Below are 18,364 nucleotides of genomic sequence, written 5' to 3'. Positions count from 1 at the left end.
TCTGATGAAAAGAAGAGGTTCCGCATACATTCATAATAAAGAAACGCTCTTCTCATCTATCAGGCATACACCTGCTGGAATTGGCACAGCGCATGACGCACCGCAGCCGAGACATCATTGGGCCAGTCCCTCCGTCTCTCTCGATAAGAAGCTCATAAAATTGTCAAGTCAGCTTTAAAAACAGCCTTTTATCACCATAAAGGGTTGTATGTGAAATGTCAAACAATAATGATGGCAGAAAAAGAAAAAGCCCCTTAAACCATCGCTGTATCAAGGGTTAAGAGACTCATTTAACATTAATTACCATTATGCGCACTGTCTGTTTTCTGAAATGTGATGTTCTTTAATCCCTCTGTTTCAATATCAAATTCAACGGTAACATAAAGCCCGTATTCCTTGCCTTTTTCTCTCATCCAAAGCTTGAATTTTTCCTTCGCTGTCCGGTATCCTGTCTTTTCTCTTCCTATATGAAGGTAATCAACGATTTCTGCATCCGGATATTTTTCTTCTGTCTTTTTCAAAGCGATCCTTGACCATTTGGCATATTCCGGCGGTCTTACTGTTCCTGATACATGCTTTACCACAGCCTCAGGCTCTGGTGACGGATGCTGGCACAGCATATTCAAACAGATCATCATGGACATGAACATGGCCTATTCCTCCCTTTTGCTTTTTACTATTAGTCTGCCTATTTAAGCTCCTTCCATGTGCTTAATTTTTTGCAAAATACTAAAATTGCCGTGTACGTTTCTCATTTCCCATGCTATACTTGAGAAAAGATTGATAATGATTCTCATTATTAAAGGAACGATGCCGCGATGAATTTATATAATTGTCAAAAAGGCGAAAACGCCATAATTAAATATCTTCCTAAAACGGATGAGCTTTCTTATAAACGCTTTGTTTCACTCGGAATTAACATTGGGTCCAATGTCTGCCTGAAGCAAAAATCGGCTTTCGGAGGTCCATGTATCATTGAATGCAATGGAAAATGCATCGGTCTTAGAAAGCTTGATGCGGTTCAAATCGGAGTAGAGCAATGAATACGATCGCACTGCTAGGAAACCCGAATACCGGGAAAACCACACTCTTTAACGCCTTAACCGGGTCCTACGAGTATGTTGGCAACTGGAGCGGTGTTACCGTTGATAAAAAAGTCGGCCGTTTGAAGCAGAATGCCGGGCAAATTGTAGATTTACCCGGAGTTTACAGCCTGAATCCCCTCTCGAACGATGAAGCGGTTGTCTCCAAATACTTGCTTTCAGAGGAATTTGACGGCTTTTTGAATGTTGTGGATGCCTCACAGCTTGCTCAGAACCTTCATTTAACCCTGCAGATGCTGGAGTACGGGAAGCCGGTCATTATCGGATTAAATATGATCGATGTCGCGAAGCAGCGGGGTGTGCAGATCAATCATGAACTTCTTGGCGAGCAGCTCGGCGCAGACATTGTCCCTGTTATCGCGAGAAGCGAAAAAGGCTGCAAGGAGCTGGTTGCTTCTCTTGGAAGTCCGAAAAAGCAGCCATCCTTCTCGATCAGCTATGGTAATGAGGCAGAGGCTGCTCTTGCTAAGCTGACGGAGATCCTTGAAGGCGAAGAGCATGCAAGATGGAAGGCAATTCAATTTTTGATCGGCAATCCCGAAATGGAGCGCGGTCTCAAAGGGCACATCTCTTACGCCAGCATGTCCGACACTAGAGATAGTCTTTCAAGCTCCTTAGAGGAACCGATTGAAACTCATTTTTATCTTAAGCGCCAGGAGCTGATTCAGGGGCTTCTGGAAAAGGCTGTTACATACAGTAAAGAAGGGAAAACCGCGCTTTCGGATACTGTGGATAAAATTGTGACCCACCGCTTCCTCGGCATTCCGATTTTTATCGGCATCATGTATCTTGTGTTTCAGCTCACCTTTGCCTGGGTCGGGACACCGCTGTCCGATCTTCTGGACGGATTTTTTAACGGTTCTTTAAAGGAATGGGCGATTGCAGGCCTTCAGGCTGCAGGCGCTTCTGAATTCATTCAGGCGCTTGTAACAGACGGCATTATCGCCGGAGTCGGCGGCGTTCTTGTTTTCCTTCCGCAGATCTTTGTGCTTTTCTTCTTTATCTCTCTTTTAGAGGATTCAGGGTATATGGCAAGGATTGCTGTTGTCATGGATAAATTTATGGAAGCCTTCGGATTGAACGGCAAAGCTTTTATCCCAATGATTATCGGCTTTGGCTGCAACGTTCCAGGCATCATGGCGGCAAGAACGATTGAACAGTCCAAAGAGCGGCTGCTGACCATTCTGGTTACGCCTTTTATGAGCTGCTCTGCACGGCTTCCCGTTTACGCTTTGTTTGTAGGGGCATTTTTTGCCCAGCATCAGGCGCTGATTGTTCTTTCGCTTTATTTGCTCGGCATTGTGCTGGCCCTGCTCATTACAAAGCTGTTATCAATGACGATGCTGAAGGAAGAGCGTTCCTTCTTCGTGATCGAACTCCCGCCCTACCGGATGCCGCAGGGAAAAACCCTGTTCCGCTCCACATGGGATAAAGGAAAAGGATTTGCAAGAAAAGCCGGAACCTTTGTATTTGGTGGCTCTGTTGCCATCTGGCTCCTCACATATGCAGGCCCGGGCGGATTGAATGTCTCGATGGACCATAGCTTTATGGCATTGATCGGCGGCCTGTTGATCCCGATTTTCGCTCCAATCGGCTTTGGAACCTGGCAGGCTGGAGCCTCTCTGATCACAGGCTTTCTTGCCAAAGAAGTCATTGTGGCAACGATGTCCATTATTTATGCGGTTTCTGAAAGCGAGCTCGGACAGTCGCTGCAGTCCTTTTATACACCGCTTTCTGCCTACAGCTTTATGGTGTTCGTTCTTTTGTACATCCCATGTCTTGCAACAGTCGCTGTGATCAAAAGGGAAACGGGCTCTGTGAAATGGACGGCTTTTTCCATCGTCTACCCTCTCGCTGTTGCTTATGGATTGTCTCTGTTGATCTTCCAGATTGGAAGAGTGATGGGGCTCGCCTAACCTATAGAAAAGGTGGTAGAAAACATGCTCGTCAGCATTTTGATCGGCGTTTTAATTTTCGGCTATGCCGGATATACGATTTTCAAGCATATTCAAAAAAGCAAAATGGGAAAATGCGCGTCCTGTGAACTCAACAAAGCCTGCAGCAAACAAGTTTGCACAGTACAGGAGTTCAAGCCGGAAGACAGCCGGTCGTTTACGAAACCTGATGCACTATAGATCAAAGACAGCCTGCAATTCAGCAGGCTGTTTTTTTACCTTTAATTTACAGATTTCTCATTAGTAAGGTATAATTGTCCGTAATTTCATGGTTTCGGAAAGGGAGAAAGGTATGGCAATTTGGGAAAAAGCTCTGCGCATTGGACTAGCTGCTGCAGGTTTACTGTTGGTGGCAGCCGCAATAGTATTGGATCGCCATGTCTATATTACAGCTGCACTCGCTCTTCTCGGGGCCAGCATGGTGTTCAGCGGCTTGCGTGATAACAGGAGAAAAAAAAAACAGAGCAAAATGATCGCCATTTTAGGGATTTTCCTGCTGGCAGGAGCAGCTGCAGATTTGTTTATTTAATCCTGAATAGCACCAGTACAATTGAGGCCTTTTTTCTTTTTTAGGAACAAGGCTTTTTGTCAATTCTTTTTTTCATATTACGTCACAAAAAATTCGGATTTTCCTATTTGAAAAAAAATCAAATTGCGTTACATTAGTTATTGTGTTTCCATTGAATTCAATATGTGTCCTTCGCGGTTAGCCCCCTGGCTATTGGGGATGATATTTTATACTCAGTGTGTCTGAAAATAGACCGCTTAGGGTATAGGCACAAACATAAATATTCTGTATTTTACTATGGCGGTGAGCAGTTTTGTATTCAACATTAAAAAGATTAATTATCGGGAAGCCCTTAAAATCCAACCAGTTGGGCGAACAGCGCCTGAATAAACTGAAGGCGCTGGCTGTGCTGTCTTCAGATGCCCTGTCATCTGTGGCGTACGGGACTGAACAGATCCTGATTGTTCTGGCCACCATCGGTTTCATCGCTTTCTGGTATTCTGTTCCGATCGCCGTCGCTGTCCTGGTATTACTGGCTGCTCTTATTCTTTCATATAGACAAATCATTCATGCTTACCCTCATGGCGGCGGGGCTTACGTTGTATCAAAGACCAATCTCGGTGTAACGCCTGGCTTGATTGCCGGCGGCAGTTTGCTGGTGGATTACATTTTGACCGTTGCGGTAAGTGTAACTGCCGGTACAGAAGCGATTACTTCTGCATTTCCGGCATGGCATGAACACAGAATTATCATATCGGTCATAATGGTCATTGTCATTACAATTCTCAATCTGAGAGGATTAACTGAATCAGCGACATTCTTAGCTTATCCTGTTTATTTGTTTGTTCTCGGCCTTGTTGTTTTAATCCTGTTCGGTATTTTCAGGGTGGCGACAGGCCAGGTTCCGCCGGAAACCCATGCTCCGCTCGGCGCAGCTGTCCCTGGTATCAGCCTGTTTCTATTGTTGAGGGCATTTGCATCAGGCTGTTCGGCGCTTACCGGAGTTGAAGCCATTTCAAATGCGATCCCGAACTTTAAGGAGCCTGCTCCGAAGAATGCGGCCAATACACTTGTGATTATGGGTGCGCTGCTGGCGGTTCTTTTTACAGGAATTACACTCCTTGCCTACTGGTACGGCATCTCTCCAAAGGCAGACGAAACCGTTGTTTCGCAAATTGCTGCACAGACTTTCGGGCGAAACTTTATGTACTTTTTCGTTCAGGCGACAACGGCTTTGATTCTCGTATTGGCTGCCAATACCGGATTTTCGGCATTTCCGCTGCTTGCCGTTAACCTGGCAACAGATAAATACATGCCGCGCATGTTCCTGCTTCGCGGGGACAGACTCGGGTACTCAAACGGAATTTTGGCGCTCAGCATCGGCTCCATTATTTTGATCGTTGCCTCAGGAGGAAGAACGGAACAGCTGATTCCGCTTTATGCGGTAGGCGTATTCATTCCATTTACTCTCTCCCAGACTGGGATGATCATCAAGTGGCTCAGAGAAAAGCCAAAGGGCTGGCTGCTGCCGTTATCCATTAACCTGCTCGGGGCGCTTATTACACTGACTGTCCTGATTATTTTCTTTGTAACAAAGTTTTCTCAAGTCTGGTATGTACTGATTTTCCTTCCGATCATCGTTTTTATCTTTATGCGGATTCACAGGCATTACGATGATGTCGGGCAGCAGCTGCGCATTAATCCTGAAGAACAAATTCCGCCGATTGAAGGCAATGTGATCATTTTGCCTGTTGCCGGCATCACGAAAGTAGTCGAAAACTCTTTAAACTACGCCAACAGCATCGGTGACCAGGTTATTGCCGTCTATGTTGCCTTTGACAGGGAAAGCGAAAAAAGGTTTGAGGAGAAATGGAAAAAGTGGCAGCCGAACGTCCGGCTCGTTACATTTGTCTCTCAATACCGAAGCTTAATTCGTCCGATTGGCCGAATCGTTGACGTAATTGATGAAAAAGCTCATGACTACAATTATGAAGTAACAGTTCTGATTCCGCAGTTCATTACAAAGCAAAGCTGGCACTACATTCTTCATAACCAATCAAGCCTTGTGCTTAGAACCTATCTTCTTTATCGGAAAAATATCATCGTAACAACGGTTCCGTACCGTTTTACCAAATAATGAAACGCGCCGGATTGAGTGAATCCGGCGCGTTTTTTCATGTGTTAGAGCAAAAATTAGGGGGATATGGTCCCAAATCGTTGAAAAATGTCTCTAAGTTCTCATTTTGATGCCCTTTAAGAACCGAAAAAAGCTGTTTATGTGCGGGTTTCGAAGTTTTATATGCGGCTTTTAAATTTTTATTTTCAGGTTTTGGAATTTTATATGCGGCTTTTTAAATTTTATATGCAGCTTCTGTTTTTCACATGCAGCTCAGGCTCTTTTTATGCGGCTCTATAAAAATCCATGCGGGTTTTAAAGCATATGTGCGGTTCGTCTTCCCCCATAAAAACAGGCTGCCGCAGTTCCCTGCAGCAGCCTGAATCTTCCTTATACAATCTTTTTCGCCGGCGGTTCTTGCCCATTCAGGGTGCTGTGTCTTCTTCCGTAAACGAAGTAAACGACAAGGCCGACTACGAGCCAGATTAAGAAAAACTGCCATGTAATAGCCGGAAGCTGAATAATTAAGTAGCCGCACAGCAGGAATGCGAGAATCGGCACTGCCGGTACAAACGGCACTTTAAAGGCAGAGGCTGCGCTCAATTTATTCTTGCGGAGATACAGAATCCCGATAGATACGGTCATAAAGGCGAACAGCGTGCCAATATTGGTCAGCTCAGCAAGGCGGCCAAGCGGCACAAGCCCTGCGAAAATGGATACGGCCACAAATGTCACCCATGAAGAGAAAACTGGCGTGTTCTTCTTGGCGCTGACTGTGGACATTCTTTTCGGCAGCAGTCCATCACGGCTGATCGCATAGAACAAGCGCGTCTGGCCGTACATCATGACGAGAAGCACTGTTGTCATCCCTGCAATGGCACCGAGCGAAATCAATCCAGCCACCCAGTCCTTGTGGATATACATCAAAGCAAATGCCACAGGGTTGTCTACATTCAGCTCTTGATAAGGCACAATGCCTGTCAGTATGCCTGAAACAACGATATAAAGCACAGTACAAATCAGAAGCGAGGTAATGATGCCGATCGGCATGTTGCGCTGAGGATTTTTTACTTCCTCTGCAGCAGATGAAACAGCATCAAATCCGATGTAGGCAAAGAAGACGGTTGCGGCTCCTACCGCTACACCCTGGAAGCCCATCGGCATAAACGGCGTCCAGTTTTCCGGCTTTACGTACCAAACGCCGACTGCTATAAATAGCACAACAACTGCTAATTTAATGATAACCATGATGGCATTGAAGCGGGCCGATTTTTTCGCACCCTGTGTGATCAAAAGCGTGATCAGGAAGACAGCAAAAATTGCCGGAATGTTAACATATGTTCCTTCAGCAGGATTGAAGGCACCTGTGATGGCTTTTGGAAGATGCACCCCAAAGCCTTCAAGAAAGCCCTGGAAATAGCCGGACCACCCAACAGCAACCGCTGATGAGGCAAGCCCATATTCCAGTATCAAATCCCATCCGAGTATCCATGCGATCAGCTCGCCGAACGTTGCGTAGCTGTATGTGTAGGCACTCCCTGATACAGGGACTGTTGAAGCGAACTCGGCATAGCACAGTGCAGCAAATACACAGGCAAAAGCCGACATGACAAATGAAATAATAAGAGCAGGACCGGCATGCTCAGCGGCCGCAACACCTGTCAGAACGAAGATCCCCGTTCCAATAATGGCTCCTATTCCAAGCATGGTCAGGTCAAAGGCACCAAGTTCTTTTTTCAGTGTGACATTTTTCTGACCGGTTTCTTTAATTAATGAAGCAATCGATCTCTTTCTGAACAAATCCATAAACATCCCTCACCCGCTTTTGCATAATATTCTGAAATCTCTAACTATACTTTCTAGGAATAATTTAATCTTTATTGAGACAAAAAGCAATCATTTTCTGAAAATTTCTGCAATAACTTATTTCAAACGGAGGAACGTCCTTACAATTCCTGTCATCTTGTGGATGTTTTGACCCTCTGCCGTACTAATGCAACTTTTGAAAATATTGGAATATATTATTTAATCTTCAAAATACTATCCTAAAACGCAAACCGGCTGCTTTTGGTTTAAGAATTGCTCTGAAAAGGAACATTAACAGTATCCATTTTTCTAAAGGAGCTGTTAGCATGAATCAACAGGAGTTAAGAGATAGCATTCTTGGCATCATTGAAAAAAATAAAATCGGGACGCTGGCTACAGTCAAAAACAATAAGCCGCATTCCCGCTACATGACCTTTTTTAACGAAAGCCTGACCCTTTACACACCGACCAACAAAGAAACGCACAAAGCGGATGAAGTTGAGTCCAATCCGTATGTTCATATTCTGCTCGGATATGACGGTGAAGGCTATGGTGACAAATATGTTGAAATCGAAGGAAAAGTCTCCATCCGGGATGATGAAGAGCTGAAGCATAAACTGTGGAATGACCATATGAAGCCATGGTTCGAAGGCCCGAACGATCCTGAATACATTGTGCTTGAAATCAAACCTTCAAAAATCACTTATATGAACGCAAATGGCGAGTCACCTCAGACTCTTGAGATGGCAGAGTAAACAACACAAAACGGAGCTCCTCTTATGGAAGCTCCGTTTTTGTTTTGTTTTCCGAATAATTCTCCGTCTCCTCTGCTGCACTTCCTGCATAAAAAGCGGCAGGCTCCGGAAAATGGGCCAGCTCTTCTGTTCCTTTTTGGCTAAGCGTATATTTTCCCCTCGCCACTTTTTCATACCAGCCGTAATAATTTTTATTGAGGATAGACAGGGTTTTAGCACCTGTGCCATGCTCTCTCAGCTGCTTCGGCGAAAGAGTTCCGTGTTCTTTCAGAAGGCAGGCAATGTGGATGCAGTTTTCTTTGTAGGCTGTTAGAATTTTGGTCTTGCTGCTGCCGCCGACATTGTAATCGCCATTCCGGCCGCTGATTTCCTGCAGCAATTTTTTCCGCTTCGCCTTCCCTCTTTGGAGGCTTTTCTTCCGATCAAACCGCGCGGGAGAAATTGCCACTTCCACTGCCGCCGTTCCATTCTCCCTGAACTGAACCAAAATCAGCCCGAGCTCAAGCCGCTTAATTAAATGGCAAATGGCAAGCCATTTTTTTGACCGAAGACGCATCTTTGGTTTTGGAATCGCAATATAAACCAAATCCGTCATCCGCTGCCGCTCCACCGCCTGTGTCAGCAGTTCCACATTTAAATGGAGCTTCAGTTCTATAATTGCCAGCTCATCATCCTTCAAAGCTGTGACATCACAATGATTCACTTCCCCATTAACGGCAAAGCCTTTCTTCATAAAATACCTTCTGACAGGCTCGTACAAGTCTGTCTCATAGCGCTTTTCCTTCATCTCGTTCACCTTCTTGGTGATAGTATAGCATTTTTTATAAGAGCTGCAGGGAGAAAAATGATGGGGCACATATGCCGTTGCGGCTATCACACTTTTTCATAACATATAGTGATTTCTATCACTAAAAAAGCCAGAAAGGAGGATTTCACTTATATTGAGCATTCAAAATTTTATTATAAATGGCAGCTTTGAAACGGGCAGTCTCCCTCCATGGGTCGGACAAAATGCCATCGTCACCAATCAGTTTTCACACTCAGATACATCTTCTGCACGATTGCAGGGAGGAAATGTTGTTTCGTTTATTAATCAGGTTGTTTCCATCCCGCCAAGCCAAAGCTTTGAATTTCTCGTTTCTTTAACCAAAATTGGGACAGCTCCTTCTCCGCCTGTTCAAATTCAGGTTGTTTACTTAGACAGCTCCTCAAACGTTCTCGGAACCGGGCTTTTCACAAACGTACTATCCGGCCGGATCACTTTAGAGCTTATTTGGCTCGAAATATATAAAACCACCAGCCAGGCTCCGGCAAATGCCACCCAGGCTTTTATCCTCATCAACACCCTCCCGCTTGCTGGTTCAGCTGATCTGTTAGTGGATGATGTGGCTTTATTAAATGCACAGGGCGGCGGAACGCCAGGACCAACTGGGGCTACTGGAGCTTCTGGCGCTACTGGCGCTACTGGCGCTACTGGTCCTACTGGCGCAACGGGGGCTACAGGTAACACCGGAACTACTGGAGCTACTGGAGCTACTGGAGCCACTGGCGCAACAGGGGCTACAGGTAATACTGGGGCTACTGGGGCTACTGGGGCTACAGGTAATACTGGGGCTACTGGGGCTACTGGGGCTACTGGAGCTACGGGGGCTACAGGTAATACTGGGGCTACTGGAGCTACGGGCGCAACGGGAACTAGCGGCAGTACTGGACCTACTGAAACCCGTATTTATGTAGCTAATGAGGGGGGCGACAGTGTTTCCGTCATTAACGGAAACACTAATCTTGTTGTCGCTACCATTCCTGTCGGAGGAAATCCAATTGGTATAAATGTAAACCCTGCAACAAATTTTATCTATGTCGCGAATTCCGCCAGTGAATATGTTTCTGTGATCGCTGGGATATTCAATGCTGTGATCGCTACAATTCCAGTCGGCATTGACCCAAGAGATACAGCAGTAAATACAGTAACCAATAGAATATATGTACCAAATTCTAGCAGCAACAATGTTTCGGTAATTAATGGAGCAACCAACACGGTAATTGCAACAATTCCTATCGGCCCCAACACTGCCCCTTCTGACTCAGCCGTCAATGCTGTAACAAACCGTATCTATACAGCTAATTTTAACAGTGGTACTATTTCGGTTATTGATGGTTTGACCAATAGTGTGATAACTACCATTTCTGTTGGACCCGGTCCTTTAGGAGTAGAAGTAAATCCTGCAACAAACCGTATTTATGCGGTAAATGCTTTTTCCTCAAATGTTTCGGTTATTGACGGAGCAACCAGCACAGTGATCGCAACAGTTCCTGTAGGCACCACGCCTACTCAAGCAGCAGTAAACCCTTCTACAAACCGCATCTATGTCGCTAATTTTGACAGTAACAACGTATCGGTTATTAACGGTGCAACAAATACCGTTATAGCAACAGTTCCTGTAGGAAACTCTCCAGCTGGAGCAGCTGTTAATTCCAATACAAACCGCATTTATGTCACAAACGAGGGAACCACCGATGTATCCGTCATTGACGGAACTACAAACAGCGTGATTGCGACGTTTCCTGTGGGAAGTATTCCAACAGGAATAACGGTAAATCCGTAATGAACCAGGAGCCTTTTTTGAAGAGCATGCATGTTTTCTACGTCGAACAAATAGATCTGCCTCCACATACTGCCGCAAAATTCACTTTTGCAAAGGGATAACACCTTTTTCAATCCAGGCTCTGCCCCATATTTACCGAACCAGCCAATATATTCACCAAACTAAAGAGAATATTCACCAAAAAGGCTGTTATATTCACCAAACTGCCACTCATTTTCACCAGCAGCCGCCCGGCCCCGCAAAAAGCCCCCAAGCTAAAACGCCTGGGGGCTTTTTTCACATCATTGCATCCAAAAATTCCTTCGTTCTTGTTTCCTTTGGATTGTCAAAAAAGCTTTCGGGATGGCCTGTTTCTACAATTCGCCCTTCGTGCATGTAGATGATATAGTCGGCCACTTCGCGGGCAAATCCCATTTCATGGGTCACGATGATCATGGTCATCCCTTCTTCAGCGAGCTCCTTCATCGTCTGCAGCACTTCCCCGACAAGCTCTGGGTCAAGGGCTGATGTTGGTTCGTCGAACAGCATGATGTCAGGCTGCATAGCAAGAGCTCTTGCAATCGCCACCCGCTGCTTCTGACCGCCTGAGAGCTTGTTCGGATACACGTCTGCTTTGTCTTCGAGCCCTACTTTTTTCAGGAGCTCTTTCGCTTCGCGGACAGCATCTGCCTTTGACAGCTTTTTCACCTGTGTGGGTGCTTCGATAATATTCTCAATCACCGTTTTGTGCGGAAAGAGGTGAAAGTGCTGGAACACCATTCCGACCTTCTGCCTTACTTCATCAATCTTATGTGTTTCTTTTGTTACTTCTTTGCCTTCAATGATTACTTTTCCGTTGTCTTTTTTTTCGAGAAAATTGAGGCAGCGGAGCAGTGTGCTTTTTCCGCTTCCGCTCGCACCGACAAGGCACACCACATCACTTTCCTTAACGGTCAAGTCAATGTCTTTCAGGACGTGCAGCTTGCCGAAGGATTTATTCAGCTTTTCCACTCTGATCATTTCTCTTTCGCTCATGATTCATTCCCCCTATCGGTCACTGATCGCCATGCGGTTTTCAATCGCTCTGACAATCAGCGTTAAAATGGCTACAAGGATTAAATAATAAACTGCAACGATCAGCAGGTAATTCATTTCATCAAAGTTGTTGGAGCCGATGGTTGAGGCGACATTAAACAGCTCGTTCATGGAGATGAAGGCTGCGAGAGATGAATCCTTCAGGCCGATGATAAATTGGTTGCCGAGCGGCGGCAGTGCTCTGCGGAAGGCCTGCGGCAAAATAATGCGGCGCATCGTAAGACCGTTTGACATCCCGAGTGATCTTCCTGCCTCCATCTGTCCTTTGTCAATGGATTGAATGGTTCCTCTGAAAATTTCAGCGATGTAGGCGCCGTTATGAAACGCAAGAGCAAGCGATGCCGCCCAGAAGTCAGGCAAAAGGAAAATTCCGCTGATCCCGAAATACAGGATAAAAATCTGCACAATCAGCGGCGTTCCCCTGACAAGATAAATATAAATATCTGCTATGTAACCAAGCACCTTTAATTTTGAAAGCTTTAAAAAGGCAAAAAAGAGTCCAATGACAATTCCGACTAAAACAGAGACAACAGTCAGCTCAAGCGTCAGCAGCATCGCTTGGAAAAATACGTTTTTGCTTTCTGCGAGCGTCTGAAAAAAGTGTGAAAAACTAGGCAATCTCCCCAGCTCCTTTACCAGTTATTTTCCTTCTTTCGGTTCATGAGTAATGTCTTCGCCAAAATATTTCTTGCTGATTCTTGGCAGCGTGCCATCTGCCTTCAGCTTCTCGATTGCTTCATTGATCCGCTTTAAAAGCTGCGGATTATCTTTTGGCACTACAACAGACTGGGCACTTCTTTCAATCAGCTGCTGGCCTTTTACTTTAAAGCCCTCTTTAATGGAGCTTCTGCCTGTCACAAAGTCTGTAATAACAGCATCGTGCCTTCCTTGGCTTAATGCCTGAAGCGCTGTGATATCACTGTCATAAATTTTCACGTTGCTTGTGTACTTTTTCGCAATCTCGGCATAGGTAGAGCCTTTTGCTGCCGCAACTTCCTTCCCCTTTAAATCATCAACTGTTTTGATATTGCTGTCAGGCCTTGTGAAAATCTGCGGCCCGGAATAATAGTAGGGTACGGAGAAATCCGCCTGCTTGGCGCGAAGGGGGGTTACCGTGTGGCTCGCTACGGCTGCATCTGCCCTTCCCGTTTTGACCCCTTCGACAATTCCTTTAAATTTGATCCGCTTTGGCACAGGCTTTAACCCGAGTTCCTTCGCAATCGCTTTTCCTACCTCTACATCAAAGCCGGACATTGTCATATCATCATTTACATAGCTGAACGGCTTGAACTCGCCTGATGCCGCAAACACGAATTCTTTTTTGTTAATGAGCTCTGACCCATCAGCAAGCCGGTCTTTTTGTGCGCATCCCCCGAGAAAGCCAACCAGAAAAATAAGCGACAGAAAAAATTTGCCTCCTGACTTCATGTAATGTCTCTCCCTCCCTTTGTTAACAGCGTTTTCCTCATTATGTAAACCACTAACAAACTAATTACCCCAATATTCAAATAATTAACCTGGTTATTTAGGACTTTGCTCCTCACTGCTTTTTAAAAGATCATGCTTTGTAATGATTGCGCTTTCATATAAGCCTGCTATGCTAGTAATAGAAACGTTTCGACAAATAACGTTTTCAGGAGTGAAAAAATTTGAAACCTAGCAAATCTCTTCTCATGCTGCCGCTGCTCTGTTTTGTTTTTGCCACTGTTTTCTCTTCTTCTGTTTATGGAGAAGCGCCCGGAAAAGATAAGCATGCTCTCCGAATGATCGCAAAGCAAACGTATGGCTATTTTGAAAAATTTACCGACAAGAAAACAGGCCTCACGTATGATGAAGTGCGGATGGAAAATGATCAGCCTGTAAGCGAAGCTAAGCATACGTCCCCGACAAATGTTTCGATGTATCTTATGAGCACTGTTTCAGCTCAGCGTCTTGGCATTATTTCAAGAAAAGAAGCCGTAACTAGAATAGAAACGACCCTCACCACGCTAAAAGGCTTAAAAAAATGGAATGGACTATTCTACAACTGGTACAACATTGACGGCTCTTTAAAAACCGACTGGGGCCAATTCATTTCACAGGTTGACAATGGCTGGCTGTCAGCTGGATTGATTGTGGCAGGACAGGCGTATAAAGAGGTTCACAAGGATACGGATGCCCTTGTGAAAAATATGGACTACTCAAAACTGTACGATCCGAAAGAAGGACAATTTTTCGGAGGATATGACGTCGCATTAGGAAAGCACACAGACCACCATTACGGATTGTTTTATACAGAGCCAAGGGTTGCAAGCTATATTGCCATCGGTAAAGGCGATGTTCCGAAAGAGCATTGGTGGAAAATGTTCCGGACAATGCCGCCTGAATGGGACTGGCAGGGTCAGATTCCTGAAGGAAAAGAAGCCGTGTATGATGGAGTCAAAGTTTTTGAAGGGCATTACACATATAAAGGAACAAAGTTTGTGCCATCATGGGGCGGCAGCATGTTTGAAGCTCTTATGCCAAGCATGGTGTTAAAAGAAAAAGAGCTTGGCAAAAAAGCGCTTGGATTAAATAATGAACGATATGCAAAGCTTCAAATTCAGTATGCCAAAGAAAAAGGCTATCCGGCATGGGGCTTCTCACCGGCTGCGACACCTGACGGCTACAGCGAGTTTGCCGCAACACCGCTTGGAACATCAGGGTATAAGGATGACGGCACGGTTACGCCTCACGCCACATTCCTTGCACTGGATTATGCACCGAAAGAAGCAATGGAAAACATTAAAGCCCTCGTTAAGCTGAAAACATACGGAAAATATGGATTCTATGATTCTGTAAATGTGAAAACAGGCAAGCTTGCAAAAGCCTACCTTGCACTGGATCAGGGCATGATTATGGTTTCCATAGCCAACCACACGGACCGTGCTGTGATTCGTAATTTGTTCCATCATGACAGCATCGGACGAAATCCGGAAGATTTGCTGAAGAAAGAGGAGTTTTCTATTCAGTAAGAGTGTTAAACTTATCCCCCCTAAGCAAGAAAAAAGGCTGGCTCAGCATCTGCTGAACCAGCCTTTTTCTTATTTCATTCCTGATATGTTGTAGCCGTCAATGATATGTCTCTGGAAGATGATAAAGATGATCACAATTGGCACAACCATGAAGGTGGAGCCTGCCATTTGAAGGGCAAAGTTGCTGTTATACTGCCCTTTTAACAGAGAAAGTCCGACTGAAAGTGTATACAGGCTTTCATCGTTTGCGATGATCAGCGGCCAGAGGAAGCTGTTCCAGCCGGCAATAAAGGTCAAAATCCCCTGAACGGCGAGGATCGGTCTGGACATTGGCAGGATAATCTGCATGAAAACCCTGAACTCCCCTGCCCCGTCAAGCCGTGCTGCTTCCAATAGCTCATCTGGAATGGTGGTCATAAACTGCCTGAACAAGAAGATACTGAAGGCTCCAACAAGTCCTGGGAGTACGATGCCGGCCATTGTATTGACGAGATGAAGCTGGTTCAAAATCAGGTAAACCGGAATCATTGTTACCTGGCCTGGAATCATCATCGTCGCAAGCACCAGGTAAAAGAGCTTTTCTTTTCCTCTAAAGCGGTGCTTCGCGAACGCATAGCCTGCCATTGCATTCAGGAAAAGACCGGCAAATGAGCAGATTACTACGATAATCGTATTTTTTAAATAGACGGCGAAATTCATATTTTCAAAAAGGTTCTTAAAGTTATCCAGTGTAAATTCCTTCGGGAAAAGGGACGGCGTCAGCTGCAAAACTTCACTTTCCGATTTAAAGGCAGAAAGGATCATCCAAATGAAAGGGAGAGCGAACAGCAAGCCGCCAAGAGCAAGGATAATCCCTGCCGTCCATTGCTGGGCGGTGCCCGGTCTTACTCTCCGGCGCTCAGATTTTACCGCAGGAACAGATGTATTCATCATGGCTTTGCTCATCAAATATCCGCTTCCTTTCTAGTAAACTTAAACTGGATCAGTGTAATAACGATAATCGCTATAAAGAGAACAAACGAACCTGCTGCTGCATAGCCGAAGTTGCTTTGCTGGAATCCGTTTCGATAGATAAAGAGAGCGACAGAGGTTGTGCTGTCCAGCGGTCCGCCCTTTGTCATAACAAACGGCTCCTCGAAGAATTGCAGCCAGCCGATCATTGTTGTGACAGACACAAAGAAAATCGCATAGCGGAGAAGCGGCAGCGTAATGCTGAAAATTTGCCTGAAGTGCCCTGCTCCATCAAGCTCTGCTGCTTCATAGTAGGTTCTCGGAATTCCCTGGATCGCTGCTAAAAAGATAATCATATTCAGCCCGATTGCCCGCCACAAAGCAAGAATGATCAGTGAGATTTTGGCGATAACAGGATCTGTCAGCCATGGCACTGCCGGCAATTGGATGAGCTTCAGAAGGTAGTTGAATAACCCGTACTGCGGGTTGTAGAGGTAGCTCCACACAACCGCTACAGCGACAACGTTTGTGATAGAAGGCATGTAAAAGATGACCCGGAACGCTTTAAAAATGCGCGCTTTGCCGAAGTTGATCAAAAGCGCAATGGAAAGCGAGCAGATAATCACAAACGGCACACCGAATACGACATAAAACAAGGTATTCAGGATTGATTTAACAAAGATCGGGTCTTTGACAACATCCAAATAATTTTGGAGTCCGATAAAATTAATGGCGGACCAGTCCGCAAGACTTGATAGATTGATATCGGTAAAGCTGATCATCAAGGCAACCGCAATGGGCAGAAGCGAAAACAGCGATAGCAGGATAAGGGCTGGTGCTATAAATAAATAAGGCGTTTTGCTGTTTCCCGTGCTTTTCATAAGTATCCCTTCCTTCTTCATCCCGTGCAGGAGGCAATTTATAAGGCTCTTTTCTTAAAAACTTTGGCTGCCGCTCCGCAGCAATCGCCAGGGCAGAATTTCTAAGAAAAAAGCCCTCTAGCTTTGCGGAAACTTTATAAAACCGGCAGACAGCTTCCTGCCTGCCGGTCAATGGCTTACTTTTTCAGCATTTCTTCTGCTTTTTTATTAAAGGCGTCCATTTCTCTTTGAGGATCAGCCCCGGTTCTGTAAATTTTCTCAAATGTTGTGAGGTAGCTTTGCGCAAGCGGCTCCCACTGCTTCACACCCGGCATCGGCTTTGCGTTAACCATTTGATCGCCAAATGTTTTATAATTTTGATCTTCTTTCAGAGAAGGATCGTTCCATGCTTCTTTTGCTGCAGGAAGCGCATTTGTCATCTTCAGCCATTTCACCTGTGTTTCAGGCTTGCTCATGAAGGCCATAAATTTAAGGGCTTCTTCTTTATGCTTTGTATATTGGAAGACTGTCAGATCACAGCCGCCAAGTACAGAAGTATTGTTTTCTTTTTTTGGCATAACGGCTGTTGCCCATTTGCCTTTCAAGTCAGGCGCCTGGTCGTTGATCATCTTGACCATCCAAGGGCCGCTGATGAACATTGGGATGATGCCGTCTCCTTTGAAAGCCTGCACAATATCAAGACCTGAATCAGGCGGAGCATTGGAACCGTTTTTATAGAAGCTGTCAATATAGTTTACGGCTTCTATAAAGTCCGGTTTGTTGAATAAAGGCTTATTCTCTGCATCAAGAAGTTCTGAGCCGTTTTGGCGGGCAAACATAAAGGAAAGCGTCTGCTCTTTCGGATCAAGCGTAATGCCGTACTTGCCTTCACCGCGTTTGCTCAGCTTTAATGCCGCATCGCTCAGCTCTTCCCACGTTTTCGGTGCTTCGCTGTAGCCTGCTGCTTTCAGCAAGTCCGTTCTATAGAAGAGAACCCGTGTATCCACATACCAGGGGATTCCGACTGTTTTGCCGTCTGCTTTTGTTGTTTCTATAGAACCATCAAAAAACTTGTCCTGAGCAAACTCAGGGTATTTATCGATATATGGTGTGAGATCCATCAGCGCATTTGCTGAAGCAAATTCAGGTACCCATGTTGTCCCCATTTGCAGAACATCCGGACCATTTTTTGATGCAACAGCCGTCAGCAGCTTGTCATGTGCTGTTTCCCAAGGAATTGCCTGTACCTTTACATCGATATCGGGATTCGCTTTTTCAAACTCCTCTGCCATTTTCGGCAAAGACTTCGCCTCTTCGCCCATCCCCCATACATTGATGGTTGTTTTGCCTCCGGAAGATGCTGAATTTGACGAGCATCCCCCAAGAACGCTTGCTGCAAGCAGCAGGCCGCAGCCCATTGAAGCCATCCACTTTCTTTTCATTGATATCCCCCCTGCATAATGATAAAGCTGGCAATCATTGGTGAATCGTTTCGATTCTCTGTAAAAAAATATTTCGAAGCTTGTTTTTTGTAGAAACGTTTCGACAGGCTTATTATATTCCACATTGTAATCGGTTTCAATAGCTATTTTCATTTTTTCTGATATTTTAATAATTTACCAAGTAATCCTTATATA

At 45.2% G+C, this 18,364-nt stretch carries 17 protein-coding genes and 1 riboswitch; of the genes, 8 read left to right on the top strand and 9 right to left on the bottom strand.

The window, feature by feature from the left end:
• Window positions 1–49 precede the first annotated feature (49 nt).
• A riboswitch (SAM riboswitch) is annotated at window positions 50–150 on the bottom strand.
• 146 nt (window positions 151–296) lie between these two features.
• On the bottom strand, window positions 297–650 hold the full coding sequence (locus tag LRR81_RS13050; protein ID WP_231789813.1) for a DUF3889 domain-containing protein: 354 nt from the start codon (window positions 648–650) through the stop codon (window positions 297–299).
• 168 nt (window positions 651–818) lie between these two features.
• Between LRR81_RS13050 and LRR81_RS13045 the strand changes: the two genes are divergently transcribed.
• The 5 genes from LRR81_RS13045 to LRR81_RS13025 all read left to right on the top strand — a co-directional run bounded on the left by LRR81_RS13045 (window position 819) and on the right by LRR81_RS13025 (window position 5,703).
• Window positions 819–1,043 (top strand): FeoA family protein, encoded by a 225-nt coding sequence (locus LRR81_RS13045; RefSeq protein WP_231789812.1) that lies wholly within the window; start codon window positions 819–821, stop codon window positions 1,041–1,043.
• A complete protein-coding gene (gene feoB / locus LRR81_RS13040) occupies window positions 1,040–3,019 on the top strand; it encodes a ferrous iron transport protein B (protein WP_231789811.1) in 1,980 nt (659 codons plus the stop codon). Before LRR81_RS13045 ends, feoB begins: the two co-directional genes overlap by 4 nt.
• A 24-nt stretch (window positions 3,020–3,043) precedes the next feature.
• A complete protein-coding gene (locus tag LRR81_RS13035) occupies window positions 3,044–3,238 on the top strand; it encodes a FeoB-associated Cys-rich membrane protein (protein WP_231789810.1) in 195 nt (64 codons plus the stop codon).
• 112 nt (window positions 3,239–3,350) lie between these two features.
• Window positions 3,351–3,587: a hypothetical protein gene (locus LRR81_RS13030; protein WP_231789809.1), complete on the top strand. Its 237-nt coding sequence runs from the start codon at window positions 3,351–3,353 to the stop codon at window positions 3,585–3,587.
• 292 nt (window positions 3,588–3,879) lie between these two features.
• Window positions 3,880–5,703 (top strand): APC family permease, encoded by a 1,824-nt coding sequence (locus LRR81_RS13025; protein WP_231789808.1) that lies wholly within the window; start codon window positions 3,880–3,882, stop codon window positions 5,701–5,703.
• Between the two features lie 369 nt (window positions 5,704–6,072).
• On the opposite strand, the gene LRR81_RS13020 is transcribed toward LRR81_RS13025, so the two are convergent.
• Window positions 6,073–7,488 carry an amino acid permease gene (locus LRR81_RS13020; RefSeq protein ID WP_231789807.1) on the bottom strand — a complete coding sequence of 472 codons (1,416 nt, stop codon included), beginning with the start codon at window positions 7,486–7,488 and terminating at the stop codon, window positions 6,073–6,075.
• A gap of 326 nt (window positions 7,489–7,814) precedes the next feature.
• Between LRR81_RS13020 and LRR81_RS13015 the strand changes: the two genes are divergently transcribed.
• The gene (locus LRR81_RS13015) at window positions 7,815–8,243 is read left to right on the top strand and encodes a pyridoxamine 5'-phosphate oxidase family protein (RefSeq protein ID WP_231789806.1); all 429 of its coding nucleotides are present in this window, start codon (window positions 7,815–7,817) and stop codon (window positions 8,241–8,243) included.
• 22 nt (window positions 8,244–8,265) lie between these two features.
• Here LRR81_RS13015 and LRR81_RS13010 read toward each other — a convergent pair whose 3' ends face one another.
• Entirely contained in the window at window positions 8,266–9,030 is a 765-nt protein-coding gene (locus LRR81_RS13010) for a DUF2161 domain-containing phosphodiesterase (RefSeq protein ID WP_231789805.1), read from the bottom strand.
• Between the two features lie 154 nt (window positions 9,031–9,184).
• Between LRR81_RS13010 and LRR81_RS13005 the strand changes: the two genes are divergently transcribed.
• Window positions 9,185–10,849: an NTTRR-F1 domain gene (locus LRR81_RS13005; protein WP_231789804.1), complete on the top strand. Its 1,665-nt coding sequence runs from the start codon at window positions 9,185–9,187 to the stop codon at window positions 10,847–10,849.
• Window positions 10,850–11,125: 276 nt separating this feature from the next.
• Here LRR81_RS13005 and LRR81_RS13000 read toward each other — a convergent pair whose 3' ends face one another.
• The 3 genes from LRR81_RS13000 to LRR81_RS12990 are packed head-to-tail and all read right to left on the bottom strand — an operon-like array spanning window position 11,126 to window position 13,351.
• Complete coding sequence (locus tag LRR81_RS13000) at window positions 11,126–11,863, bottom strand: amino acid ABC transporter ATP-binding protein (protein ID WP_269448646.1); 738 nt, start codon at window positions 11,861–11,863, stop codon at window positions 11,126–11,128.
• A gap of 12 nt (window positions 11,864–11,875) precedes the next feature.
• The gene (locus tag LRR81_RS12995) at window positions 11,876–12,541 is read right to left on the bottom strand and encodes an amino acid ABC transporter permease (protein ID WP_231789803.1); all 666 of its coding nucleotides are present in this window, start codon (window positions 12,539–12,541) and stop codon (window positions 11,876–11,878) included.
• A gap of 21 nt (window positions 12,542–12,562) precedes the next feature.
• Entirely contained in the window at window positions 12,563–13,351 is a 789-nt protein-coding gene (locus LRR81_RS12990) for a transporter substrate-binding domain-containing protein (RefSeq protein ID WP_231789802.1), read from the bottom strand.
• Window positions 13,352–13,572: 221 nt separating this feature from the next.
• On the opposite strand from LRR81_RS12990, the gene LRR81_RS12985 reads away from it, so the two are divergent.
• Window positions 13,573–14,916, top strand: coding sequence for a glucoamylase family protein (locus LRR81_RS12985; RefSeq protein ID WP_231789801.1), 1,344 nt, complete (start codon window positions 13,573–13,575; stop codon window positions 14,914–14,916).
• Window positions 14,917–14,985: 69 nt separating this feature from the next.
• Here the strand turns inward: LRR81_RS12985 and LRR81_RS12980 are convergent, their stop codons facing one another.
• The 3 genes from LRR81_RS12980 to LRR81_RS12970 all read right to left on the bottom strand — a co-directional run bounded on the left by LRR81_RS12980 (window position 14,986) and on the right by LRR81_RS12970 (window position 18,169).
• Complete coding sequence (locus LRR81_RS12980) at window positions 14,986–15,861, bottom strand: carbohydrate ABC transporter permease (RefSeq protein WP_408631605.1); 876 nt, start codon at window positions 15,859–15,861, stop codon at window positions 14,986–14,988.
• Window positions 15,861–16,748: a carbohydrate ABC transporter permease gene (locus LRR81_RS12975; protein WP_231789800.1), complete on the bottom strand. Its 888-nt coding sequence runs from the start codon at window positions 16,746–16,748 to the stop codon at window positions 15,861–15,863. The genes LRR81_RS12980 and LRR81_RS12975 overlap by 1 nt, the downstream gene beginning before the upstream one ends.
• Before the next feature lie 176 nt (window positions 16,749–16,924).
• The gene (locus LRR81_RS12970) at window positions 16,925–18,169 is read right to left on the bottom strand and encodes a sugar ABC transporter substrate-binding protein (RefSeq protein WP_231789799.1); all 1,245 of its coding nucleotides are present in this window, start codon (window positions 18,167–18,169) and stop codon (window positions 16,925–16,927) included.
• Window positions 18,170–18,364 lie beyond the last annotated feature (195 nt).

The organism is Metabacillus kandeliae (assembly GCF_021166585.1).
Classification (GTDB): Bacteria; Bacillota; Bacilli; order Bacillales; family Bacillaceae; genus Metabacillus_B; species Metabacillus_B kandeliae.
Note: the sequence above shows the minus strand (reverse complement) of the source record. Positions and strands in the feature narration are given on the sequence as shown.